At 39.8% G+C, this 24639-nt stretch carries 24 protein-coding genes; all 24 read right to left on the minus strand.

The window, feature by feature from the left end; all coding sequences use genetic code 11:
• Positions 1 to 7: 7 nt before the first annotated feature.
• The gene (locus tag K9L86_04675; protein ID MCF7908148.1) at positions 8 to 1141 is read right to left on the minus strand and encodes a glycosyltransferase; all 1134 of its coding nucleotides are present in this window, start codon (positions 1139 to 1141) and stop codon (positions 8 to 10) included.
• Between the two features lie 23 nt (positions 1142 to 1164).
• The gene (locus tag K9L86_04680) at positions 1165 to 2262 is read right to left on the minus strand and encodes a glycosyltransferase (GenBank protein ID MCF7908149.1); all 1098 of its coding nucleotides are present in this window, start codon (positions 2260 to 2262) and stop codon (positions 1165 to 1167) included.
• Positions 2259 to 3386 (minus strand): glycosyltransferase family 4 protein, encoded by a 1128-nt coding sequence (locus K9L86_04685; protein MCF7908150.1) that lies wholly within the window; start codon positions 3384 to 3386, stop codon positions 2259 to 2261. The genes K9L86_04680 and K9L86_04685 overlap by 4 nt, the downstream gene beginning before the upstream one ends.
• Positions 3387 to 3437: 51 nt before the next feature.
• The gene (locus tag K9L86_04690) at positions 3438 to 4706 is read right to left on the minus strand and encodes a glycosyltransferase family 4 protein (GenBank protein ID MCF7908151.1); all 1269 of its coding nucleotides are present in this window, start codon (positions 4704 to 4706) and stop codon (positions 3438 to 3440) included.
• Positions 4703 to 5542, minus strand: coding sequence for a glycosyltransferase (locus K9L86_04695; GenBank protein ID MCF7908152.1), 840 nt, complete (start codon positions 5540 to 5542; stop codon positions 4703 to 4705). Before K9L86_04695 ends, K9L86_04690 begins: the two co-directional genes overlap by 4 nt.
• A gap of 2 nt (positions 5543 to 5544) precedes the next feature.
• Positions 5545 to 6822, minus strand: coding sequence for a glycosyltransferase family 4 protein (locus K9L86_04700; protein ID MCF7908153.1), 1278 nt, complete (start codon positions 6820 to 6822; stop codon positions 5545 to 5547).
• Entirely contained in the window at positions 6819 to 7835 is a 1017-nt protein-coding gene (locus K9L86_04705; GenBank protein MCF7908154.1) for a glycosyltransferase family 2 protein, read from the minus strand. The genes K9L86_04700 and K9L86_04705 overlap by 4 nt, the downstream gene beginning before the upstream one ends.
• A complete protein-coding gene (locus K9L86_04710; protein MCF7908155.1) occupies positions 7828 to 9267 on the minus strand; it encodes an O-antigen ligase family protein in 1440 nt (479 codons plus the stop codon). The genes K9L86_04705 and K9L86_04710 overlap by 8 nt, the downstream gene beginning before the upstream one ends.
• A gap of 16 nt (positions 9268 to 9283) precedes the next feature.
• Complete coding sequence (locus tag K9L86_04715) at positions 9284 to 11098, minus strand: ABC transporter ATP-binding protein/permease (GenBank protein MCF7908156.1); 1815 nt, start codon at positions 11096 to 11098, stop codon at positions 9284 to 9286.
• 27 nt (positions 11099 to 11125) lie between these two features.
• The gene (locus K9L86_04720) at positions 11126 to 11365 is read right to left on the minus strand and encodes a helix-turn-helix domain-containing protein (protein MCF7908157.1); all 240 of its coding nucleotides are present in this window, start codon (positions 11363 to 11365) and stop codon (positions 11126 to 11128) included.
• 185 nt (positions 11366 to 11550) lie between these two features.
• Positions 11551 to 12678 carry an NAD(P)/FAD-dependent oxidoreductase gene (locus K9L86_04725; protein ID MCF7908158.1) on the minus strand — a complete coding sequence of 376 codons (1128 nt, stop codon included), beginning with the start codon at positions 12676 to 12678 and terminating at the stop codon, positions 11551 to 11553.
• Between the two features lie 38 nt (positions 12679 to 12716).
• Positions 12717 to 13157 carry a DUF192 domain-containing protein gene (locus tag K9L86_04730; GenBank protein MCF7908159.1) on the minus strand — a complete coding sequence of 147 codons (441 nt, stop codon included), beginning with the start codon at positions 13155 to 13157 and terminating at the stop codon, positions 12717 to 12719.
• 12 nt (positions 13158 to 13169) lie between these two features.
• A complete protein-coding gene (locus K9L86_04735) occupies positions 13170 to 14048 on the minus strand; it encodes a sulfotransferase (protein MCF7908160.1) in 879 nt (292 codons plus the stop codon).
• A gap of 201 nt (positions 14049 to 14249) precedes the next feature.
• Positions 14250 to 16640 (minus strand): fused MFS/spermidine synthase, encoded by a 2391-nt coding sequence (locus K9L86_04740; GenBank protein MCF7908161.1) that lies wholly within the window; start codon positions 16638 to 16640, stop codon positions 14250 to 14252.
• 607 nt (positions 16641 to 17247) lie between these two features.
• Positions 17248 to 18105, minus strand: coding sequence for a competence protein (locus K9L86_04745; GenBank protein MCF7908162.1), 858 nt, complete (start codon positions 18103 to 18105; stop codon positions 17248 to 17250).
• Complete coding sequence (locus tag K9L86_04750) at positions 18102 to 18350, minus strand: superinfection immunity protein (GenBank protein MCF7908163.1); 249 nt, start codon at positions 18348 to 18350, stop codon at positions 18102 to 18104. The genes K9L86_04745 and K9L86_04750 overlap by 4 nt, the downstream gene beginning before the upstream one ends.
• A gap of 31 nt (positions 18351 to 18381) precedes the next feature.
• Positions 18382 to 18609 (minus strand): hypothetical protein, encoded by a 228-nt coding sequence (locus tag K9L86_04755; protein ID MCF7908164.1) that lies wholly within the window; start codon positions 18607 to 18609, stop codon positions 18382 to 18384.
• A 59-nt stretch (positions 18610 to 18668) separates the two neighbouring features.
• The gene (locus K9L86_04760) at positions 18669 to 19064 is read right to left on the minus strand and encodes a hypothetical protein (GenBank protein ID MCF7908165.1); all 396 of its coding nucleotides are present in this window, start codon (positions 19062 to 19064) and stop codon (positions 18669 to 18671) included.
• A complete protein-coding gene (locus K9L86_04765) occupies positions 19061 to 19825 on the minus strand; it encodes a hypothetical protein (GenBank protein MCF7908166.1) in 765 nt (254 codons plus the stop codon). The genes K9L86_04760 and K9L86_04765 overlap by 4 nt, the downstream gene beginning before the upstream one ends.
• A 2-nt stretch (positions 19826 to 19827) precedes the next feature.
• Positions 19828 to 21093 (minus strand): hypothetical protein, encoded by a 1266-nt coding sequence (locus tag K9L86_04770; protein MCF7908167.1) that lies wholly within the window; start codon positions 21091 to 21093, stop codon positions 19828 to 19830.
• Positions 21090 to 21650: a hypothetical protein gene (locus tag K9L86_04775; GenBank protein ID MCF7908168.1), complete on the minus strand. Its 561-nt coding sequence runs from the start codon at positions 21648 to 21650 to the stop codon at positions 21090 to 21092. Before K9L86_04775 ends, K9L86_04770 begins: the two co-directional genes overlap by 4 nt.
• An 80-nt stretch (positions 21651 to 21730) precedes the next feature.
• A complete protein-coding gene (locus tag K9L86_04780) occupies positions 21731 to 22228 on the minus strand; it encodes a very short patch repair endonuclease (GenBank protein MCF7908169.1) in 498 nt (165 codons plus the stop codon).
• A gap of 3 nt (positions 22229 to 22231) precedes the next feature.
• Positions 22232 to 23407, minus strand: a complete 1176-nt coding sequence (locus K9L86_04785; GenBank protein MCF7908170.1) for a hypothetical protein — start codon at positions 23405 to 23407, stop codon at positions 22232 to 22234.
• A complete protein-coding gene (locus K9L86_04790; GenBank protein ID MCF7908171.1) occupies positions 23356 to 24630 on the minus strand; it encodes a DNA cytosine methyltransferase in 1275 nt (424 codons plus the stop codon). The genes K9L86_04785 and K9L86_04790 overlap by 52 nt, the downstream gene beginning before the upstream one ends.
• Positions 24631 to 24639: the final 9 nt, after the last annotated feature.

Here is a 24639-nt window from a genome sequence, read left to right on the forward strand (position 1 = left end):
ATTACCCCTATGATGGCCCTAATCGTTCATACAATCTTTCATATTGCTCTAAGTTCCGACTCAAGGGAAAATTGTCCTTAATCCGCTGCCGGGCTGCTGTTCCCAGTTTTCGGCGGCCTTCCGAACCCAATTCTATAAGTTGCTGCCAAGCCTCGGTAAGCGCTTTTGGGTTTTTTGGCGGAACAACCAGTCCGGTCTCGCCAACCACAAAGGCTGAATCTCCCACATCGGTTGTGACACAAGGAGTGCCACAAGCCATGGCTTCCCCTAATACATTAGGAAATCCTTCTCCGCAGGAAGACGATAAAGTTACAATATCTAAACCTGACAATATTTGTGGTAAATCATTTCTTTCCCCTAATAGGTAAACCCGTTGCTGAAGACCCTTTTCAACAACCCATTGGAAAAGTTGTTTATTGCTTTCAGTGACCCTTGGCCCAATTAAAATGAAATAGACTGCCGGAACTTTTTTACTTAAACCTTCGGCAGCCTCAATAAAACCTCGCTGGTCCTTTTGGGGATGAAACCGGGCAACTAAACCTATTAACAGCGCCTCCTTGGAAAGTTTAAGTTCCTGAAGAAGCTTGGCTCGAGCCGATAGATCGGGTTTAAACTCAACTAAATCGTAACCGTTAAAAATTACAACCATTTTGTCGCTACGGTAGCGATATTTAAGGTGTATTCGCCGGGTTTCTCGTGAGCAGCATACTATAACCTCAGGGACCCAACCTGACAGCAAAGCCCCGGCCTTTACTACCGATAAAGTGGTTTTTTTCACAAACCCTACACTGGTATCACTATGATGCAGCCCCCAAATAACCGGGATTCCGCCGGCAAGCTTAGCGGCGATGCCTCCGATTAAATTCGCATGATACATCCAGGTTTGAACCAAGTCAAACCGGCTGCGCTTCAAATAAACTATTAACTGGATTAGAGCTTTAAGGTCAGAAACTCTATAGCGCATGTTTAGGGCTTTTACATTTATACCTAAATTTTGGATTTTTTCTCCGACCGGACCGAGCTCAGTTAAAGAAACAACTGAAACTTTATACTTTTCTTTATCCAAACCCAAAAGGAGCCGATACAATACCATCTCGGCACCACCAATATTTAGACCAGTTATAATATGACAGATTCTCATTAAATTAACTGTCCCGTTTATTTTTAGCTCTTAAGCAGTTTAAAATATTCCCCAACAACTGCCTCTCTAGTAAATATTTTTAACTCTTCGGCCTCAATACCTTTACCGGGTCGATCGAGTGTAGCAATAATCGCTGCGGCTAACCTCTCCCAATCACCTACCGGAACTAGCTTTCCCAGCCGTCCGCCTTGTAATATTTCCCTAGAACCCCCCGGACTATCAGTAGCCACTACTGCTACCCCCAAAGCTAAGGCCTCAATCAAAACTGTGGGAAGCCCTTCCCAGGCTGAAGACAAAACAAATATTTTAGCTTTAGCCATCCAAGCATAAGGATTTTCAACAAACCCAGGCATCGCTACGTCTGCCTCCAAGTTTAATTCCTTAATTAACTTTTCAAGGCTGCCGCGTTCCTCCCCCTCGCCTAAAATTATTAACCGAGCTGGGCGTTGCTCCAAAATCCGTCTAAACGCTCGAAGCAGCGTCCCAAAATCCTTTTGCGCTGTTAGCCGGCCTACCGAAAGTAAAACTGGTATATCTTTTTCAATAAACCACTTGTGTTTAGGGTTATCCCTGCCTTTAGCTATAAGCTCTGAGGTAATAACTGGGTTAGGGATAATCTTAATTTGGCTTAACTTAGCCATGCCCAATTTAGCTATTTCCGCGGCGACAGCTTGCGATACTGCTACCACCGTCTGGGCTCGAAAATAAATTAGCTTAGCTAAAAATAAACCCACCCTATCCTTTAACCTGAATTGTTTTGACCGGCTGGCCAAAACCGTATTTTGAACTATAACGATAATTTTTGTATTCACTCTAGCAAACCAACCTGCCAAAATAGCTATGACATTAGCATGTCTCATAGCTGAAAGCAAACTCGCTGGCTGTTCTTTTTTAAGATATCCAACTAACCCTTTAAGGCTGGTTAAAACTCGTTGAGCCCCTAAATTTATTACTTTGACCTCGGGTGGGATTTGAGATAGATAAGGGCCTTGGGCTTTAGCCAACACTATTTCTACAGTCAAGCCGCGTTCCTGCAACCCAATAGCTAAGTTAAGCATCGCTCGTTCGGCTCCCCCACCACGCATTGAAGGCACAAAAATAGCTACCTTGTCTTTATTCATGGTTTTTTCGAATTAGCTCCAGACTGATAAACTTCATCGACCACCCTTCGCCACATTTCTAAAATTCTTGAAGAGCCAAATCTTTCCAACACTTCTGGAGCACGCAAAGCCAATCGTTTCCTTTCATTCTCATCACGCATCAGCTTAGCAATGGTTGTAGCTAAAGCCGCCACATTTTCTGGCGGTACCAACACTCCGTCAATTTTATCTCTGATAATTTCACTTGGCCCGCAGGGGCAATCAAAACTTACCACCGCCACCCCTTGAGCCATTGCTTCAAGAATGACCATCGGAAAACCCTCAAACCGCGATGACATTGCAAAAATGTCAGCCTGTTTTAAAATAGCTAGCGGGTTAGGAACTAGCCCTAACAAAAATATGCGATTTTTCAAATTTAATGAGCCGATCAACCTCTCTAGTTCCCCTTGCATCTGCCCTTGCCCTAAGATGACTAAGTTCCAATCAAGATTATTGGAAGAAACCTTGGCAAAACTCTCAATCAACAAATCAAACCCTTTTTGCCGAACCAGCCTCCCGATAGCAACTATTAATTTACCCTTGGGGAGCTTAACCTGATTAGAAATATTACTCCTTTCATCCTCAAGCCTGATCGGATTAGGGATTATGACTACCTGTTCACTAGCCAACCAATTAGTGAAATATTTTTTCATGCTTTTAGTTAGCACCACAACCCGGCTAGCCCAACGATAAGCAATTCTTCGCAATAAAATCAGCATTCGTCTTCCCTGTTTTGAATCCATATGTTCTGAAACAATTACTGGGATCTTTGAACCAAACAAAGAAAATAAAGTTAGCACATTGGTCTTATCCATAAAACTTACAACGACATCGGGGTTGCTTCTTTTTATTTCCCTGCGCAGCCGATAACTTCGACGCAGGCTCCTTATTACGGTTTGGAAAATATTATTTGATACAGACAATAAGCCAAGTGAACGCTGAGTTATTGTTTCATCTATTTTAAAAAAAGGTTTCCTGCCCCAATCCAAGGTAAGTAAAGTAACTGAATAGCCTTGCTTTGCAAAATAATTAGCCACCGTACTCATCACTCTTTCTGCTCCGCCGGCTGAAAGAGATGGGATAACAAAAGTTATACGTATCGCCATTTTTTAATCTTTAATCCTTACCCGTCCCCGATATTATAACTGCGCCTCTAATTAATCCCTTAAACAAGAAACAAGAAATGAAGTAATCCGTCCATAAGTATCTTGGAAAGAAAACTTTTCTTCAATCTGTTTGCGGGCAAAAAGACTTTGTTTTTTGGCTTGTTCGGCCGAAGCTAAAAATTTGTTTACTGCTTCAGCTATCCCTTGATCATTATTCTGAATAATTAGGCCCCGCTCATTATCTAAATTCATTCCATAAATTGCCTCATCAGTAGCTATAACCGGAACCCCCAAAGCCATGGCCTCGATAACCCGGCTCCTAAAACCATAAGTTCCTTTTAAAGGACAGATCATAACCGTAGCTGAGGCTAGCGTCTCCTGAACTCGCTCAATAAATCCCGTTATCTTCACCCGGCTATCCCCGGCTAAAGCCTGCAGTTTATTTGAAGGCCTTGCCCCCACTAGCCATAGTTCGGCATCAGGAACCTTAGGCCAAACCAAGGGCATAATTCTATTGGCGCAACGTAAGGCAGCTTGCTCATTCTGCTCACCGGAAAGCGAACCATAAAAAATAATTCGTTGCGGTTTAGCCGGTTTCCAACAATATGGCCACTCCGCCAAATCAACTCCCATGCCGGCAATTAGCGTAGAAATATTCTGAGGTATTTTTTGGCGAAGATACTCATCTTCAACATGGTTTATCGATATGATCTGGCTAAATTGTCGCCAGATTTTCTCTTCTATTGTACGATATCGTTTAATCAAAAATTTTTGGTAAAGCCTGCCCGGCCCCTTTCTACTCTTTCCGGCATTATTAAAACTTCCTATCGCATCTATCTGAGCGGCCCGCCATTGCCAAAGAATATCATGCATATCCAAAACACAAGGGATACCCTTATTTTTAAAATAGCTTAATGATGCTGCGCTGTACCAATATTCGAAAAGAACAATAGCGAACTCATCGTTGTCAAGAGCCTTCTTCACTCTTTTCGGCGATAGATTAAGACTGCCTAGATAATAACTTTTTGGAATACCAAAAAGATAGCAGGCTAAACCAGATAAGGTACGATGTAGCGCCCGGGTAATGAAGTTTTTTGTGTAACAACTAGGCAAAATTATTACCCGTGAACATAGCGATTGTAAAACTTTTTTATCGGTAAGAATATCTCGTTGGTTACTAGTAGAAAGAAAAGTTATTTCAAATTTTTCCCGCGCAGCCCGCAAAATGTTAAAAATCCGCACTCGGCAACCCATTTCTAAAAGAGATAGGTTGGCGATTGGCGAAATCACTAAAAGTTTTGGCCGGCCGGTTTTTTTCATTTTAGCTTTTTTAATTTTCGTCTAATTAAAGAAAATATCTTAAAAGGATTCCTAAAATAATAACTGATTCGCCGCACTTTAAATTTCCGAAAAAGGATATATTTAATCATTGTTAATACTCTTAAAGGGAAAGAAAGCTTTTGCCGGTGCCTTTCTAAAAGCTGATTATAATAAATATCATGCAACCCTTTTTCTTTAAGGGTTGTGGTTTTGGCCCCTTTAATTAACCGCAAATTCCCCCAAATCTCATCAATATACTTAACCTTGGCAACCAGCACCGCCCTAATAATAAAATCTATATCCATCATGTACGGGCCATAAGGCTCATCGGTCAAATACAGCCCTATTTTTTGGTGCAGCGATTTATGATAGAAGTATGCCGAAGGGTTCCAAGGAAAAGGCTCTTTTAAAGACAATAGGTCAGTTATCCCCATTTTTTTCGGTTTATTTATCTGTAAAATTTTACCTTCATCCCCCCAAACATTGCAATTACCCACCAATAAACTAGGCTCGGGCAAATCTTTAAAAAGTTCTAATATCTGATTTAAAACACCGGGCTCATAAAAATCATCTACATTCAAAGAGCTGATTATTTCCCCTTTAGACATGGCCAAACCCTTATTCAAAGCCTGCGACTGCCCTTGGTCTTTTTCGGAAACCCACCTAATATGCCGATAGCGCTTGGCATATTTACTGATAATTGCTACGGTCTTATCGGTTGATCCGCCATCAATAAGCAGATGCTCTGCTTCCGGGCATTTCTGTTCGATCACATTTTCTAAACAGCCCTGGATAAACCGCTCACCATTATAAACTGGGGTAATGACGCTAATCATAGTCAAAAATTCTTTTCCGGTTTTCCTATTATTTCTTGATATAGATTTATGTAGTGTGCTACCTGATTCTTAAGGGCGTATTTCTTCTCTACTCTTTCCCTAGCGTGATGTCCGAGCCTTTGACGCTCCTGAGGGTGATTTATCAGCCAAGCTATTTTTGCGGCTAGCTCTTGGCTATTTTTTACCTCAGCCCAAAGCCCAGTTTCGTTTGGTACCATTATTTCGTTAATCCCCCCAATATTAAAGGCTACCGCTGGAATGCCGCAAGCCATTGATTCTAACAACAATAGACCAAAAGCCTCCTCTAAAGAGGGGATCACTACTACATCAGCGGCACTATAAACATTGGCTAGACTTTCTTCATCATAAAAATACCCCAATTGATAAATAGCTAAATCACTTCTTCTTAATTTATCCTCTATATCTTGTTTGGCGCCAAAAATAACTAAGGCTAGTTTGGAGGTATTAATTTTCTGCCCTAATATACTTAAAGCCTCCACTAAATATTGGAAGCCTTTGTTTTTACTCTTGTAATCTGCTCCGAATAAAATAATAGTTTTATCTTGAGGCAGCCCCAATAAATTCCTCGATTTAAACCGATCCTTCTTAATAAATACATTAATAGGGACTCCGTGGGGAATAACTTTTATCGGGCAGTCTTTAAAAAGTTGGCTTTGCCTAGCTTGTTCGGCAAGCCAAAAGCTGGGAGCAACAATATTAATATTGGCCTTCTCTAAAACCTTTTTCTTTCTTTCCAATATTTTCCGGGAAAGGTCTCTGTTTTTCCTTGAACCCAGCTGAGGACAATATCCACAACCAATCTCATATTTGTTACACCCCTCAAGACAATGGCACCCGCCGGTAAAAGGATTGTGATCGTGCAGCGTCCAAACTATCGGTTTAGGCCCTAAATTTAGAAAAAAATCTTTATAGTCGACCATTTTTACTACCCAATGCAAGTTAATAACCTCTGCCTCACGCACCACTGGCTGCCTTTTTAGCCGATAGATTGACCGCTCATTACTAAAGATTAATTCCTCTTTTTGCTTTCGCTGTTGGCCCTTAATCTCTCTAAAAATCAGTTTTTTCTTGATTTTGTTTTTAAACCGAGTAACTAAACTATCGCTTTCAGTTAGTTCAACAACATCACAATCCTGCGATGAGCGGCGCAAAACTAACATTTTAGAATCTACCTTTGCCTGTTTTAAACCACAATGAATTCTATAGGCTGCTTTGCCGGCCCCGCCAGAATCATAAGTACTTAAATGAAGAGTTTTCATATCAGTTGTTTTTTGATTGTTCGCCTTATTGCCCTTTTTAGTCTATTAATAAACCCCCATAATTTAAAAAACTTTTTTCCTAGCCAATACCTTGGCGAACCCAAAAGGTGCTCAATATCATCAACCTTTCGCCTCTCTACTTGGATTATTCCTTCATTTACATCTTTTATCATTTTTTTAATTTCTGGCGGATGTTGGCCGGAAAATCGTTCCAGCCAAGCCGGATAGTTATAAACATTATGCACTCGATAGCCGCTTTCTAAACCCAAAAATATTTTTTGGTACCACTCTTGGAATCCTTTAAGTTGCGCCCATTTAGCTTGGTCGTAATACCGGCTTTTATCCAAGACTTGTTTGGGGAAAACTAGCGAATAATGGTACAAAAAAATACCTTTCTTAATTAAGCTGTCTCCGTTGACCCATTTCAAGTTACGTAAATCCACACCTTCTGGATTGCAAACCGTTGGCGGCCGATGGTCAATATATCTATAGCCCGGCCCCCATTTAAATAAGCGATGATACCTTTGGGCCCAATATTTAGCAGGCTTTTCACGAAACAACCATCCATCAACCACATAATCAAATCCACCAAAAAAAGTTATCTGTTTAAAAGAAACAGCGGTGATCTTCGAATCGCTGCGCAGCATTTCTAATATCGCCTGCATGTCTTGGGGTTTATAAAACTCATCTACATCAACCTGCCAAAGATAATTTCCCGTTGCCCGTTGCGCATAGGCTTGCGACATTTCCTCTTTTTCGCTCCAAAATCCTTTAGCTGTAATGATCTCGATTTTGTTATCGGGGTCTTCCTCCTGTTTAAACCGCTGGAGTACATCAAGTGTCCCATCAACTGAATGTCCGTTAGCTGTGGCTAGATCTGCTGCCGCGCGAACCGCGCCCTCTACCACAATGATTTGATGAGCGAAAGGATATAAAGACCGTAAACAGTAGCGTGTAAACGGCTCTCCGTTAAACACGATCAGGCCAAAAGTGATTTTCGGATAATTACTCATTTTTCGCCAAGGTAACCGCAGCAAAAGTAATACCGAAAGGTGTCCAAAGCATGAATAACTGCCAGGGAGTAACAAAAAATGTAGAAGAGGTAATACTTACCAAAGACAAAGCAACCACACAAGCTATTCCGCTGAAAGCTAAGGTTTGACAACCAGCATCGCTAGAATGCAAAGCCCGAAGATAGGCCTTTGTGAACCGGACAAAAATCCAAATAAAACCAATAAATCCGATGATCCCAAAAGAAAGCCATAAATATAAATAGGTGTTATGGGCAAACCAAGTATAGACATAGCCATATTTTTGGAATCCCTCCAGGCCCACACCAAAAAAAGGATGCTCCAAAGCTACCAAAGCCGACTCTTGCCACCGCCAAATGCGGTCAGCTAATCCGGGTGCTTGGCTGGGGTCGTTCAAAACTTCTAAGACGCGCTGTTGAGCCCGCGCCCCCAAAGAAAACTTAGCGTAATACCAAAAACCAAAAAATAAGGCAAATGCCGGTAAGCCTATCTTCCATAAAGTTCCGGCAAAGCTTGCCGGAGAGTGTTTCTTTACTTTCAAAGCCAATACAGCCAACACCACTGTAGAAATTCCGGTTGCAATTAACGCCATTCTTCCCTGGGACTTGATAATTATTAAAGCCGCTACCAACATAATTCCGGCAGCCGCTAGGCGCTTCCCAAAAGACCGGTCGTTTAACCAGAGATTGAATGCTAATATCGCTACAAAAGCATAGCTAATCGGGGTGACTTCAGCCCCCATAAATAAAGAGTCACACAAAGGTAGATTAATTATCTTCATCAAGCGCTCGCTGCCGATAACTGAGGCGCTCATAAGTTCCTGCTCATAACTAGCTAGCTGCGGCGCATAAAGAAAAACTAAACCCAGCAATCCAGCTGAAATTAAAAAACACCAAAGCAGGCGCTCGGCTTGTTTAATATTTCTAATTAACCAAAAACATAAAAAACAAAACAACGGCGGCAGAAAGCACACCGTTCGAATCACGATAAGCGAATATTCGCCTTTGTACTCAGCTGATATGTAAGCGAGTAAAGCACCGATAACAAATAGCGTAAAAGGTAAAAAAGGAAAACCGCCTCGGGTAGGGATAGATGGGACCTTCTTAGAAACACTGCCAAGAAGCAGTCCGAGAATAATTAGCCCCCAGATAACTAGTTCAGTTGGATAGACCCGGGTCAATGCCGGAGAGAAACTCTGTAACCTTGAGTCCAAAGGCAGCCAATAGACAAAGACCGCCACGCACAAAAAGGGAAACAAGCCGATCCTTTTAATCAAATAAAGACTACCGGCCAAGCCGCCAAGCCCCAAAATCAAATATAAAAACCTTAGATTTTGAGAAACAATTGCCTGGCTGATTATGACTGCGGCACCTACCAAAGCAAAAAAGAATATTAGTTTTTTTATTCTCGCCATCTCTTAAGCCGCCCTTTCAATAAAACTTTTGCTCTTCCCAATATTGGTAAAACTTACCTTTCTTCTTAAGGAGCTCGGTTAAATCCCCCTCCTCTATGAATCGACCATCCTCGATTACCACGATCTTATCGGCATTCTTTATCGTAGAAAGCCTATGAGCAATAGTTATCGCAGTTTTCCCTTTAACCATCTGCTCAACCGCCTCCTGTATAAGCCGTTCGGTATGTGTGTCAAGAGAGCTGGTAGCTTCGTCTAAAATTAAAATCTCAGACCTTCTAAGCACTGCTCGCGCGATAGAAACTCTCTGCTTTTCCCCGCCTGAAAGCTGGACCCCCCTATCTCCTACCAAGCTATCCAAGCCCTTCGATGCTTTCAAAATAACTTCGTGCAATCTTGCCTTTTTGGCAACAACCATTATTTCTTCTTCCGAGCATTCTCTATCTAAGCCATAGGTAATGTTATTTCTAAGGGTATCATTAAAAAGTGCTGAGTCTTGACTTACCAGGGCTATTTGCCCTCTCAACGATTCCACTGTAAACTCTCTTATATCGGTGCCGTCGATAAAAATTGTTGAAGGTGGGCAATCGTAAAAACGTAAAATCAAACTGATAAGCGTGGTTTTCCCGGCTCCGGTCGAACCAACTATCGCAGTCATTTTTCCCTTTTCGACCGAAAAACTAACATCTTTTAATGTTTGTATTCCTTTTTTATAAAAAAAGTTTAGATGCCTAAAATCTATGCTTTCGTTTAATTGTTTAAACTCTTTTCGGCCGCCGTTTACAAAAAATTTATTTTTATCGTCAAAAACCTTTAATATGCTCCTCATCGGGCCTTCTATATTAGCTAAAGAAACTCTAAACAAACCTAGCCCTTTTGAGTAGGTAAAAATCCTCTTGATAATAACGATGTACACCGCAAAGATTGCTACATCCCCTGACTGTTTTTTTACGATCAAAAAGGCGGTGGCAGCGATAAATAATAAGAGCATTACTAAGGCAATAATTTCATGAACCAAAGGCACTAAATAACGCTTTCTATCAACATTAAATTCCAGCTCTTCTATGGCATCGCTGGCCTTACTGAAACGATGTTCCTCCTTCTTCTCTGCAACACAGGCTTTAACTAAAAGCATATTAGATAATATATTGAAAATACTTTGGCCCAAAACCGTATGGGCACCGGCCCAAACAACTGAACTTTTTTTGATCTTATCAATAAGCCATTGCGAAGAATAAAATACCAGGGGAAAAACAAGCATTGCGAAAATTGTCAACTTCCAAGAAATCATCACCATTATAATAATGTATACAACAAGCATAAGTATCAAAATGCATGAATTTTCTAAAATCATGAGCTGACTCGAAATTTTGTTGGTAAAACCGATGAGCACCTGGTTAAGACTCCCTGTGCTGTTAAGGTCGAAATGCTTTTTCCCAAAACCAAGGTAGCGCTTGAAGATATTTTTTCTTAATTGATTGGAAAACTTCCTTACCTGACGAGCTATGCCAACGGCGGATAGATATTGAAAAATGTTTTTTGCGACTGCTGTCGTCGCAATCATGACCAAAAGCAAGATAAATAATGAAGTATTTGTTGCGCTAAGCGAATCTGGAATTTGTTCAATAATATTTTTTAGAATGGGGACTTCTCTGACAAAGATAAAATCTGCTTTAATGATTCCCCTTACCGTGGGGATTAAAAGCGTTATACTAAGACCCTCAAACAGCGCTGCCCCTAAAGCTAAAACTACCGGAAAAATAAAATGCGACAACTTTACATCTATTCTGTGAAAGAATTTTATTAACCGTACAAGATTCAAATACAGTTTCATTTCCTTAGCTCCTTAAATTTCTACATCCTAAATGCGTGTGATTTTACCTTCCTGCTCGCTAGTTTTATTTATTTTGTTTGCTATCCAGGAATCAAGTAAATCTTTTTTAAAGCGCCATTGCCCACCAAGCTTGAAACCCGGTAGCTGACCTTTCTTTGTAAGACGATAAACCGTGATTGGATGTAACCCTAAATATTTAGCCGCCTCTTTAGGGTTCATAATTCCCGAATACTCGAACTGCTTTTGTTTTGGGTTTTTAGGTTTCATTTTCCTCCAACATTATACAAATAGCACATTTTTGCAAAGAAGTCAACGAATGATGACTTTTTTTATTAAAGATTAATAATAATCATCATTTGCTAGCTATTGCTAATAATTGCTAAAAGAACTAAAAAAATACCCAAGGAGCATAGCTATTTGGCTAAAACTACTAGAAATTAAATTTCGGGGGGTTATTGGCTATTGCCTAGACTCGCCTTAAGTATCTTGAAAAGAATCGCGGTCAACTCTCCTGAACTTTTAGGATTTCGTAACAGCTCCCAAACTAGGGTTGCGTGGCGCTCAAAATCGCCTTCGCGCTCAATGGTGGTAATATTTTTTTTAGCGAAGGAAAATATTCGCTTAACATCTTGATCGCTTAGCTTTTGAAATATCTTTCGAGCTCTCAAGGGTATTTTTAATTCTCGGCCAAATCTCTGCATCCAAAGCGAAGGATAGCTAGAATACCTCTTCTCAATAATACACTCGGCTAATGTTTCAGCACCACGCATACCCATATAAATTCCGCCATAAGTTAGTGGCTTAGTTTGAGAAGCGCTATCACCGACCAAAAATACTTTCTCCCGAGATATATCCTTATGCTGAGTTAATGGCACAGCTCCAGCAAATTTTTCAATAACCTCCCCGTTCATTTTTTGCCTTTTAATGAAAGTCAATAAATCTTGATAAGGGTTTTTAGAGATAACCCCGACTCGGGCCACCCGCTCTGACTCTGGAATTACCCAATAAAAATAAGGCCGCTCTATATATACTTCTACTAAATCCTTTCTCTGGGATTTATGTGCCATGCGAAACTGGACCCCCTTCAAGGTGCTCCCCTTATAATTATTAGTAACAAACCCTTTGGTTGCAGAGTTAGCTCCGTCAGCACCAACAACAATATCTGCCAAAATCTCTCCCTTGTCGGTTTCGATAATATAGCTGCCGTTTTCTTTTTCCAGACCAAGGAATTTAGTTTCAAAAAGTATATTAAGACCTTTGCTTAAGTTTTTATCGAAAGTTTCTCGGTCAACCACATAAGCGACTTTCTTCTTTTTAAGCACAAACTTGTCTTTCCCCAAACGAATAACTGCTCCATTTATCGTATTTGAAACGCAGCCCCGAGCAATCGACACCTTGGCTTCGCTAAAAACCTTTCCACCGACCAGCCCGGCGCAATGCACTGGTCGGCCTATTTCCTTATGATCTTCTATAAGTAAAGGGTTTAGCCCCGATCCCTTAAGAAGCTGTGCCAAATAACAACCTACTGGGCCCGCTCCTATAATAACTATTTTTTTTTGTTTCTTGGTTTCTCTCTTCATAACCTCTACTCTTATTGATTGTTGTTTTTTTCCGATATTTAAAGATTCAAATCAAATATTAATTTATCGCCAGCTCTTAGCCCCACATCTTCAACTATACCAGCGCTTACTTCCAAAACATAAAGAGCTTTCTTATCCGGACTCAATACCGAACAATTATCTAAAGTGCATGGCTTAGCGTTTTCTTTAATAAAAACTGCTTCCTTATTTTTATTCAACCAAACTATGTCTAAAGGTATCTCAGTGTTTTTCATCCAAAAATTATGGATTTGTTCTTCGGTAAAAATAAACAGCATCCCTCTATCCCGATCAAGCCTCTTGCGAAACATTAATCCTTGCTCGCGCTGTTCCTGAGTTGCAGCAATCTCCACAACAAAGCAGTGCTGTTTAAAACAAACTTTGCTCGGCTGGTCATAATGGCAACCAACCACAGCAAGGATTAAAACTGTTACGCCAATTAAAATAGACCGAAAATACACCTTAACTCTGCCTTACTTGAGCCAATTTGAAAGATCTCTTTGGATAAGTTTTTCTAGTTCTAAAATATCTTGTCTATACAAATTAACTATCCGCCTTCGTGCCTCGGGTGATAGAGATGGTTTAACCAGGCAGGCTTTCCAAAATCGATCACGAAGAGCCGAAAAAAAACGCAAAACTATTTTTGGCAAAAAACTTCTAAGGCGTTTAACCACCGCTGTAGCCTTGCGCCCAAGCACTAGCCACCCACGCATGACGATATTTTTTGGCAGGCCAGAAGGGTTATGTCTAATAGAGATATCTGGTAAAAAATTCTCATCTACATTCAAAAACCTAAAAATATCTCTTAATAAGTCAAAAGGGTTAGTTTGTAAATCTTCGTAAAGAAAAATTTTTATCTGCGAACGGTCAAAAAGTTTAAAATAATGCTTAAGGTGCCGATAATAAGAGTTGTTTTCTAGATGCTGTCTGCGGTATCCAGGCGACCCCGTATCTATTTGTCCAAGGAAATCACTAAAGCTGTCGGGCTTCTCTTTGCCTTCTCGACACCGATGCATAAAATTCGAATATAGTTTATCAGCCGGGTCACGAAAGATAACAATGAGTTTTACTTTTGGGATATAGCGCTTTATTTGCTCAGCGGCTTTTGGCTTAGACAAATAAATAATTGATGCTTCGCCAATAGCCCTTTCTCTTGAAACATTTTTGAATAACTCTTTGTAATTTTCTAAATTAGCTATTCTCCCGTTTTTTTTCTTTTCGCCTTCAAAGCCAAAAAAATTTGGCTCCTTAACCGGACTCATATAAATTTCGGGATGCTGCCCCAGATAGTTATAAAGCGAGGTCGTACCAACCCTCCCAGTACCAATAATCAAAAAATTAGGCATTGCCATAGGTTTGTGTCGGTCCCCTCTGAGGCTGGAGTTTATCCCCGCGAAATCCCTTTAATTTCTTTTATAAACGGGGTCAACGGCATTGCCGCCCATTGATTTAAAAACCCCTTAAACTCATTGCGCATTGTAGCCTTCGTTTATCTTTCTGTGTATAGTTTATAAACTTACTCAAGGCACCCTGTCGTACCTCAAATCGTTATATTACTCAATCGTATAAAGATAATCGCCTATCGCACGAGCAACCGTTTCCATGCTTTGTGCGCTGCATTTATCAACTGTATCACCTGTTGTATGGGAATACGGGTATTCAAAATCAATCAGCAAAAAGCTTGGAATTCCGGCTTGATTAAGCGGAATGTGATCGTCTCTAATATCTTGCCCAACTCTTTTTTGAAAAACATTACCGTTGATTTCCTGTGCGATACTCCAAAAAGATTCTACTTGGTTAGGAGAATTTTTAACCGATAATCCTTCTTTCAAGATTCTTAAATCTTTATCGCACACCATATCCAATACAATCCCACCGATTGGCTTGGTATTGCTGTATATTTCGCTCAAATGCTCAGCAAAGTAAGTGGAGCCGAGCGGCTTCCAATAAGTATAATCTCCACCTTGATTTTCTTCACCTTCTTCTCCATCAAAGAAAACAACATCAATCCCTATGCTTGGCTCCGCCTGTGCGTTGGCGAATAAACGAGCTAATTCCACAAGAACTGCCACTCCCGAAGCAGAGTCATTTGCCCCCGGCACTGGGTGGTCGGGGTTCCTTTTGTCCTTGTCGGCAAATTTTTTGCTGTCGTAATGCGCTCCAAGTATAATCCGCCGCTCTTGGGCGGGAAACAATCGACCAATGATATTTGTCAATCTATGAACTTTCCCGTCTTGTCCAGCCTGCTCCCAGGTCTGAATTTTTACCTCCGGCGCAAGTTCTTTCATTTCGGCCAATATAAAATTTTGGGCTTTTTCGTGTCCACCTGCGCTTAGGTAACGTGGGCCATAGCGAAGTTGCTGAGCAACGAGAGCTAGCATTTCTTCACCCTTAAGGGATGACTTCTGATTAAAGCTATTGCGCAAAATTTGTCCGGTCAAATATTCAACTGGCGAAAAATTGTCGGTCAATACAGGATAAACCGAAAACTCAAATCGGTTCATATCGATAATCTTATTTTGTAGGGATCGAATAATTTCATTAGGATGTTCAACTACCGAAGCTGCGCCTAGATCTATCCTTTTATCGCTATTGTGGCCAACTAAAACGATATTCTGTGATTCGATTATCCCCGGCGAATCAACCGCAAAAAAATAACTATTCGGAAAAACCGATTGGAATGTCTTTATCTCGGACATAATAAGCGATGGTTGTTGACGAGACAAACTCCCAATCAGGCTTGCGATAAAAAGACCCTCGTCACTAAGTTTCTCTTTCGCGATTGTAAAAAATTCTTTGGTAGTAAAGTGTGCCGGAACAGAAAAAAACGAGTAGTATACATCGCTAAAAATTAAATCGTATTTTTTATTTGAGTCTCGCAACAGGCGACGTCCATCCTCTATATAGTTTCTCAGCCGCGGTGTGTTGGTTACCCGAAAATACTTTCTTGAAAGGTTAAACAAAGAAGGTTCTATCTCAGAAACATCTACTGTCGCCTCTGGCAACTCCGCGAGCAATGCTCTGGGGAGAGAATACGCACCACCACCGATAACAAGAGCATTTTTTACGTCGGGCGTAAAAATCTTATAAAGAGCATAGTATTTTGCATAGCCCCCTACCAGATCGATCGGATCATCGGAATCGAGAAACATAGCCCCTGAGATGCTGCGGTCTTGCTGAAAAAACCTTGTTAGTCGCCCATCAAAAACACTATCATAGATAGTAATTCTTTCATAAACGCCATCTTTACTGTAAACAACACCTTCATTTTCTTGGTATTCAATAAACAGCGCCATGATGAAAAAAAGCATAAACACAAATAGAACACCATACAAATATTTCTTTTTCAAACCGAGCACAAAAAGAGGGACTAGCCCGAGAAGAAACAAAACTACTCCATTAGCAATAACAATTTGATTTATTCCAAAATTAGGTATGAGCACAAATCCTGCCAACAAGCTTCCGAATATACTTCCTAAAGTTGAACAAAAGAAAACTTTTCCGGCGATCGTTCCAACGCCTTGGTTTGGAGAGTGAACGCTTTGTAATTTAATTGTATAGGGAGACAATGTGCCGAGCAATAATGCTGGTAGCAGAAATAAAAATATTGAGGACACTAAAGGTCCGGCGGAAATTGAAAAGGCCAAGCTCAAAATCGGCAAAAGAATAACGCCGACAAAATGAAACAAAAGTAGCGTAAGTCCGCTCAGAAGAATGATGCTAAAGAACCAACTCGAAGATGGATAACGATCAGCCAGCTTGCCGCCGGCATAGTATCCAAAACTTAGCGCGGCAAGGATAACACTTATTACGCTCGATACGGTAAAAATCGTATTGCCGTAATAAGGAGACAAAATACGAACCGCAACCACTTCGATAACAAGTACCGAGGCGCCAGTGACAAAAACTACAAAAAGCAAAAAATATTTTTTAAGAAATTCCATCGAAACGAAGTATAGCGAGGTCAATGGGATTCGACCCCACGATCACCTGCGTGATAGGCAATAGCCCCTAAATAAAAACTCCTCTATTTTTAATGTCAACTACGTTTTAATTATAACATGTTGGTCAAATAGTGTCTATGCCCGGTTTAGATCTATATGGCCTAGGCTGGATTTGTGTCAATTAAGATAAAAAAATAAATTATCGATTTTTGATTGTTCATAAAATAAAATTTATTTTGCTATCGCTAATATTATACTTCTTCCCGAAACTAAAGCAAACTTTATTAATCTTCACCCTTCTAATATCGAAATTAAAATATAAATTGCTTTAGTCTCTGTGAGCATGTTTTCGGGGATTTGATAGATAATGAAGACGGGCCGAATGTGACACTACTCAAACTACACAAGCCCAATCAATACAACTACTTGTGAAACTTTATAAAAAGCGTTCTATGGGCACTTTGATGTCCCTCGGCCAACCCATTAATAATTCAGCACCTTATCGAAAAGGTGTTTTATCACAACACCGGCAAAAAACCATGAAAATGGTCACTCAAAACTAAAATTCTCGATCCCTATACAAGCGCTAATCTTGGCGAGTGAAAATCTACCTTTTACCGATAACCCGCCTATACCTACCACGTTTTGGGTTTATCATAAGCTGACGAAAAGCCTCAGCTCGCTGATTTTCCCTCCACTTTTGTTCTTCAGCTTGTTGTTTCTCTTTTTCTCGTTGCTCATCCATGTGAGATAGAATATCTTGAGCTAAAAGCAAACGTGAATTATTTAAGGCACATTCTACAAAGTCTTTTCGACTAAGGCTGGCAACTACAGCCCATCCGCCCATATCTCCCGGAAAAAGACACCAAAGAAAAGATCGCCTTTCATCTGCCTGATCGACAGGGGGAATACCTTGAAAATCAAAATAAACTGGTACTGAGCTTTCAAGCCACCTTTTAGGAAAACATTCTTCTGGGAAATAGGTAAAATATATGCCTTTCCAAATTGAAGATCCAAAGTCTTTATGCCCTGACCCGGCATGGAAATCATTAGACCCTTTACAAAAACGTCGGTAGTCCATCGACAATCGTGTACCGTTAACAAGCCACACCATATTTTTATAAAAATTTTCACGACTCTTTATCTCATCAGAGTCGATTGCCGAATGCTGAAATTCTATTACAAGCCCACTGATCGTTTTTACATCTGCAATATGTTTTTCTTCATTCATAGAATCAAAGTGCCCAAGCTCCTGCCATTCTTTCGGAAAATGTTTCTTCCATTCTCTGTGCCACTCCGCTTCATTCTCCCACCATGGATCACACAACGATTTTCGCTTATGCTTCCAATGCCAAACTTTTTCTGCCCCACAATAAGCGATCATATCGCTTTGGCAATGCACACACGAACCTCGTAACCCCGGCTGAGCTTCCGTCTTATCTCCGCCAACCAGAGCAAATCTCATATTTTATTCCTTTTTTTTTCGGTGTTATTAGTGCAAGCCCATACTAAAGCGACAATCCACGCAATTCCCCCAGTAAAAACCATAAACAGGTTTAAGATAAATATGGCTAAAGCATTATTATGCTTCCTCTTTCTAGCAACAACAGTCGGCAAGAAATAAAAACCGATGGCAACGATACCGCCAATAATTCCCAAAACAATCCATGCTACAGGGGCTTGATCCCACCAAGCAATAAAATCGCCCATTCATTACTCCTAGAGAAAATCTCTTAAACTTTTACTTTTGTTCCTCATTTTCAAGAACATAACCTTGACCATAATCTATTATCTCTACCCATTGTTTACCTTTGTTTATGTTTAAATCCCAGACTCTGCCGGTTATGGTGTCACATTTCATCCACATCATTCCACCCAACTGACCACTTCCTTGATAAGTTGTGACTTGATATCTACCATTCAGTGCAAACAAAAAGGCTGATACTGCCAAAGAAATACACAGAATCATTATTCCAAAATTCTTCATATATCCTCCTGAGTCATTTAAACACTACCGTTTTGTAATCTCTATTCTTCCTCATTTACAAAAATCGCCGTTCCTTTAACAACCTTGGCATTTACAGGCGCAACCCATATTGCACCACTCCCATAACCACCGGCCATAGTAGATGTCTGAGTTCCCGTATTTGTTAATAACACACCGTTTGCGCCGATTTTTGCCGCTTGTTTTTTAAGCTCCGCAACTGCATAATCTTGTGAGTCTTGATCCGTCCATCCCGAATCACTTGATGCTTCAACAACCCCAAGCACATCATATTTCTTTGGTTCCTCTAAATAAAGCTTTACTGATTGTGGATCCGTAGATGGCCGGGCAGTTCCAGTAAGGATAACACTACCCGTTGCACAGCCTATGAGAAACGAAGCTACTAGGCAACAAACAATAATTTTGGAATATTGTTTCATCTTTTTGCCCCCTCTATTTTTTCTTTATCAGAAAATATGGAAATAACAGAAGCTTTGTTGTTGTCACCGCCAAACCATATCCAAAACACATTGTCATCTGAAGTCATCATCGCACCGGTATATTTAGAGAACATATTTTTAGGGTTTGCTTCCTTAAAAGCATCCAAAAATTCGGGATAAAAAATCTCATCAAATTTTACCAAAAATTCATCTCTATTTTTAATTTCGCCGAGATCTGTGTTTAATGGGTAATAAACCATGTTGGAGACTTTTTCTTTGTCTCGATTTAGGACTGATCTTTTGAAATCTTGGGCAAAATTATCCACCATTTCATCATCGTCCATTCCGCCAATAGCATACATGGAATTCAAATCGCCTGCACTGCCATAATCCATTTTAAGCCTTATATGCCCAGTTGCTTCCGCAGAACTTATGTCTCCCGCAATAACTTCACGATTCAGCTTGGAATCTCCATAAGCGTCATCTTGATCTTGAAAAGACGCATTGATCACTATGCCATCCTCATTTTTTAAAGTAATTTTTCTGCCATCAAGAGTTCCGGAAAGCGGAATGCTCATATAATCCGAATCAAAATATAACTCACCAATTACATTCTCCTGATCATATACAAGAGTTAATCCACCAGTTTGACCTGCAATGTCGCCCCTGTATGTCCAGTGCCAATCTTTGGTGAATGAATCACAATGCCCCTCTGCGCCAGTGAACAACAGACAAAAAACAAATATAAGCAATGCCCGCATTCCTAGACCTCTTTTTCCTTTAAGAAATCAAGTACGGGCTTGAATTTCTTTATTGTACTGATGATTTCGCCCTCTAACTCTACTGATTCTGTAAGCACCTTAGTTCCTCTGTCAATAGAATACCTAAAGTGTATACCGGGAGCCCCCGGCTCTTTATCCGCTTTTTTCAAAACATCACAAATATATTGAACGTCTTTTTGCGTATTAATATCACTCAACTTCATTTCAAAGAATTTAACCCATTTTTCATTGCCGGGCATTATGCGTTTCCCTGTTCTCGGCAAACGTTTTGAAACTACCAGCCTCGATTCCTTTCTGGCACCGCTTATAACCTGAAGGAATTTATTTGTATTTGTAGATATCCGATTAAAAAATATGCCGATAGGGGTCTTACTCTGAGATGTCCGACCGTTGCGGACAACAGTGTTGATATCCAAACAACTCTTTGAAACCTCAATAGTAAAATTACATTGGTTAAAAACGTCCTTGCCATCCTTTGGTCTTTTAATTGCGACCCAAGCAAACCTCTCATCCTTGCCACTTCTCGATATGTTCCCGGGCTTAATAAATGAATATTCAGAACCGATTTCTTTCGGCAGTTTTTCTTTTATGATATTTGCCAGAGCTTTAAGTTTTTTCCTGAGAATAGGGACGTAATACGGATTGGGGTCAATCCAAAAATCAAAATCCGAGTCTTTGAATCCATTAAATTCGGTCATTACGACTACCTCCATGTAATCAATAAACTGCTCAATTAATTGTGCAACCGCAGATAGCGATTTATTTCCTTTTATTTTCTCAACTGTGCGACGGCATATTTTATGAACCTTCGACCAGCTAAGGTATCTAACACGGTTATCGCTAATGCTATTTAAACTGCTTTTGTCATCTAAATTGTTCGTTATAACAACAAGGACATCTTTAGCACCTATATCGCTCAAATGCCGTCTAATTTGATCAAGATCCAATCTTGCCCGAACTTTCGATTCAATATGGATATTGTAATCTGCCAAATCGATCAAAGCATCAGGTCTGCTACCGCTTAATCCTTTCTGCAGTTTAAAAGAAACCACCGGGCGATTTGGTGCCTCGATTGCTTTTAAGAATCCAGACAAAAGGTCGACAAAACCTGCCTGACAGCAAAATTCGAATATATTGACCAGCCCTTTGGTAGTGTTATCCTCAACTTGGAAATCATACAAGGATTCTTTATCTCGCTTAGAAGGCCCCCGGTAATAAAAAAATATGTTCTGATGAGGATCTCTCACGCTTTTCTCCCATATTCGGTCTTTAAAAATTTGCCATAAGCCCACAGGGCTTCATCAAGCCGCTTCCATGCAACCCCTTTTTTGCATAGCTCATTAAAAAATGGGGCATACTCCGCAAAATATATTTGTTCTTTTTGCTTGTTGCTATTTGGAATTTCATTGCGTCGGTTTTGACTCAAAAAGATAAAAGCCCTATAAACATGCTGATCAAATATCGGGAAATCATTCGGCGTGATTATGTGTAAAAGATATATTTTCCAGATAGCTCCGTTTACAAAACTGAAATCTTTTAAGAAAGAATCGAGGGAAAAAAAGTCCTTAAGGTTATTGATGACATTCAGCTTGGCTTTAATATTCGATAGCACTACTTCTTTTTTCTGGGATAGTTTACTCCCATTTTTCCAAATAAATAATTTATCAATATCATCGATGCTGAATTTTTTCTTTCCGATAATAGGGACGTAATAATCTTCCATAGGATAGTTATAAAAACTGCTCCAGAATTTAACAAACTCATCTATTGTGACATTTTTTGTGTTTAAAACCGGGAAATTCATTATTGCTCCGTTAAATTTTCCCCACTTGGACAATAGGCTTCATCAGAAAAAACATTGTGCAAAATGTTATGATTTTACTTTTACTCATTCTTCTCCTTTTTTCCGTTCTTTATTACCTTTTCTAATGCGTGGATAACTTTATCGACTTGAATGTTTATATCACGCTTTATTAGATGCTCCCATAAACGGACCACAATCCACCCTTTTCTTTTTAAAAATAGAGTGGTTTTTTTGTCTCGCAATCGATTCTTTTCTATTTTTGTTTTCCAAAAATCATTCTTTAATAAATGCTTCCAGCGAGAATACTGCCAACCATGCCAAAAATCGCTATCTAAGAAAACACACAGTTTAGCTCTTTTAAAAACGATATCTGGCTTCCCTTTTATAAGTTGCACATTTCTCTCAAATGTTTTCCTTGTTCGTTTTTTTAATGCGCGAATGAAATCTTCCTCAAATTTTGTGTCTCGAGACCGTATTTTTGACATTACAACAGAACGGTGTTCTTTTGTGATTTTGTCTGATTCTCGTTTTTTCTTAAAATTGCGACCTAAATAGTTTTTGATTCTTCTCTTTGTCATAGCCTAATAAGACAATCCATATTTCTTCATTGCTTCTTTTAGTAATGGCGGTGATTTCCGTTCACCAAAAGCGTCCCCTAAAAGATGTACTATAAATTTCTCAGTTTTAGGTAAAATAACACTTGAATGCTGAACGACTAAACTCACCCATTTATCAACCAGTTCTTTTGTTCTTATATATTCCTTTAATTCCCAATAGTGCCTGACCTCGTCAACCGTGAGTTTTGAAACAATTTCAATAATTTCTTTAGCGTTTCTTTGGAGGTAATAAAATATCTTTGGAATCTTATGGTACGCCACGTCATTAATAACAATTGTCTGTTGTCCTCCAGCGGTAAATCTATCTCTAAGCGAAGAATCCACCACACCATGACGAGCCGCTAACCAAGTCGCGAAATTTTGATATTTTGTTTGACTCCTACCAAATATCTCAGGGAATCTTGCCATAGCTTCATTTCTAAAGCGATTCTGTTTATCTTCATGAAGATTGCCCCACAAAGTAACTGTGGGACTTAGCATGGCGTCAACTTCATCCCCGGGATCCATCCACCAAGGTTCTTCTCCTTTTTTAGAAATTTTGCGAAAATAACGAACAACTTCCTTAATCGGATTATCTTGTTTCCGCAAAATGTTATATTCCGTTCCCATCTTATCAAATATGGTTTTCCCAGAATCAAGCTCCATATCTATCAAATATCTCGGGGAATGGGTTACAGCGATGTCGTAAAGACATTCTTCATATCTTCGAAACTTAAACTTTGGTGGAGCGACCAGTCTTCCAAAAAATAGATATATTCTTTCAACGCCTTCAACTCTTGTTGTTTCAAGGACACTATTGCCAGTACTACGCCAATGATCTTGTTTGGTAATTTTTACTTCCACTCCGTAATATCGTTTCGCCACTATATCTGGAAATTTATGCCCTGATATAAGTTGTATCGTTCCTTCAAATTCAGTTTTTTTCGATGAAATCAACATAGAACCGTAGACTTCTTTTTCAAAATCTGATGAAGATAATCCGCAATAGCGCTTTGGAGCTTTTGACGCTTCATCTTGAATGGTTTTAATCCCACCGTTCAATAAAGTCTCAAAAGAATTCTCACTCGCTTCTGTCCTTTTAGATATAATCATTTTAATCCTTTCTTGAAAATCTTTGGCCATAGCTCCTGTAGACGCCACGCCACATTAAAAGCTAATAATGGTGGCACAGCGTTGCCAATCACTCTGTAACCATCTGATGGGCTCAAAGCAAACTCCGATCCTAAAACCGAAGCGCTTCTCGTAAAAGCGAAATCATCGGGAAAGGTTTGAATTCTGGCGCATTCTCGAACTGTCAACCGTCGCTCTTTTAGCCCCATATCAATTTCTTTAAGATTTTTTCCGCCATGCTCTTTCGACAAACGTCTAAATTCTATATTCCCATGATGTTCAGCTCGAATCGTTGGCCCTAATCCCATCACATTAACTTCACTTTGTCCTTGGCAATGTTTTCCATACCACTTAGCTCTTGAATAAGCTTTTTGAGAGGGGTCATTCGAGAATTCCGGTTCTTTCAGTCCAACAAAAGCGTCTTTAACTTTTACAAAGGGCAATAAGTGTGAATCTTCACTAATTTCACCATGCGTTCTTGGGGGATATGGGTTAAAGCACGAATCATCACTCAATAAGGTTAATTGTTCAATAGCTTTTCTAGTCAGAGCATCCCTTCTAAAACCGATAAAAACTACCCTCTCTCTAGTCTGGGGGGCACCATAATCCTGCGCTCTTAATACTTTAGCGTTAACAACCAAATAACCATTATCTCCAATAGATCCAAAATCATTTTCGATAATCTTCTTAGCGTCGGATAAAGATACTAGCCCCTTGACATTTTCGGCAAGAAATACTTTTGGCCGGACAATTTCAATAACAGCTCTCATCCACATGTAAAGCTTCCCCCGATTTTCTTCTGATGGTTCCTTGCCGTTTAACAATCCTCCATGATGTGCCTTGTGAGAATTAAAACCTTTGCGTTTTCCCGCCACGCTAAAATCTTGACACGGGAAACCACCAGTAACCAAATCAACTCTCGGAAAGACTCTCGCCGCTCCTGAAGAATGCTTCCTAACTAAATCAACAATACTTTCAGAATGAAAAAGCGATCCATTTTTTCCTTCTTTATCAAAATAAGGAACCCAACCAGCTTTAGCCGATTGTAAAATATCATTGGCAAAAACTGTTTTAAACACTGTTTTTGGCAATCGAACCCAATGCTTATTTATAGGATTTTTTAACCAATCTGGATGAATTATTGGATTAATGGATTTTTTAAGAACGATGAAATCACCTTCAAAACCTAAATCCATACCACCGCAACCAGAGAACAATGAAAGTACTTTCAACGTTTGTGTCTTTTTTTTCATTTTTAGTCC

It is taken from the genome of Candidatus Omnitrophota bacterium (assembly GCA_021735655.1).
Classification (GTDB): domain Bacteria; phylum Omnitrophota; class Gorgyraeia; order Duberdicusellales; family 4484-171; genus JAHKAJ01.

Coding starts and splice junctions, on each gene's coding strand:
- K9L86_04700 (MCF7908153.1), bottom strand. CDS start 6,822: ATGAAAACTCTTCATTTAAGTACTTATGATTCTGGCGGGGCCGGCAAA.
- K9L86_04680 (MCF7908149.1), bottom strand. CDS start 2,262: ATGAATAAAGACAAGGTAGCTATTTTTGTGCCTTCAATGCGTGGTGGG.
- K9L86_04780 (MCF7908169.1), bottom strand. CDS start 22,228: ATGACAAAGAGAAGAATCAAAAACTATTTAGGTCGCAATTTTAAGAAA.
- K9L86_04715 (MCF7908156.1), bottom strand. CDS start 11,098: ATGAAACTGTATTTGAATCTTGTACGGTTAATAAAATTCTTTCACAGA.
- K9L86_04675 (MCF7908148.1), bottom strand. CDS start 1,141: ATGAGAATCTGTCATATTATAACTGGTCTAAATATTGGTGGTGCCGAG.
- K9L86_04710 (MCF7908155.1), bottom strand. CDS start 9,267: ATGGCGAGAATAAAAAAACTAATATTCTTTTTTGCTTTGGTAGGTGCC.
- K9L86_04790 (MCF7908171.1), bottom strand. CDS start 24,630: ATGAAAAAAAAGACACAAACGTTGAAAGTACTTTCATTGTTCTCTGGT.
- K9L86_04750 (MCF7908163.1), bottom strand. CDS start 18,350: ATGGGCGATTTTATTGCTTGGTGGGATCAAGCCCCTGTAGCATGGATT.
- K9L86_04690 (MCF7908151.1), bottom strand. CDS start 4,706: ATGAAAAAAACCGGCCGGCCAAAACTTTTAGTGATTTCGCCAATCGCC.
- K9L86_04725 (MCF7908158.1), bottom strand. CDS start 12,678: ATGAAGAGAGAAACCAAGAAACAAAAAAAAATAGTTATTATAGGAGCG.
- K9L86_04765 (MCF7908166.1), bottom strand. CDS start 19,825: ATGCGGGCATTGCTTATATTTGTTTTTTGTCTGTTGTTCACTGGCGCA.
- K9L86_04735 (MCF7908160.1), bottom strand. CDS start 14,048: ATGGCAATGCCTAATTTTTTGATTATTGGTACTGGGAGGGTTGGTACG.
- K9L86_04760 (MCF7908165.1), bottom strand. CDS start 19,064: ATGAAACAATATTCCAAAATTATTGTTTGTTGCCTAGTAGCTTCGTTT.
- K9L86_04720 (MCF7908157.1), bottom strand. CDS start 11,365: ATGAAACCTAAAAACCCAAAACAAAAGCAGTTCGAGTATTCGGGAATT.
- K9L86_04775 (MCF7908168.1), bottom strand. CDS start 21,650: ATGAATTTCCCGGTTTTAAACACAAAAAATGTCACAATAGATGAGTTT.
- K9L86_04755 (MCF7908164.1), bottom strand. CDS start 18,609: ATGATTCTGTGTATTTCTTTGGCAGTATCAGCCTTTTTGTTTGCACTG.
- K9L86_04740 (MCF7908161.1), bottom strand. CDS start 16,640: ATGGAATTTCTTAAAAAATATTTTTTGCTTTTTGTAGTTTTTGTCACT.
- K9L86_04695 (MCF7908152.1), bottom strand. CDS start 5,542: ATGATTAGCGTCATTACCCCAGTTTATAATGGTGAGCGGTTTATCCAG.
- K9L86_04685 (MCF7908150.1), bottom strand. CDS start 3,386: ATGGCGATACGTATAACTTTTGTTATCCCATCTCTTTCAGCCGGCGGA.
- K9L86_04745 (MCF7908162.1), bottom strand. CDS start 18,105: ATGAGATTTGCTCTGGTTGGCGGAGATAAGACGGAAGCTCAGCCGGGG.
- K9L86_04705 (MCF7908154.1), bottom strand. CDS start 7,835: ATGAGTAATTATCCGAAAATCACTTTTGGCCTGATCGTGTTTAACGGA.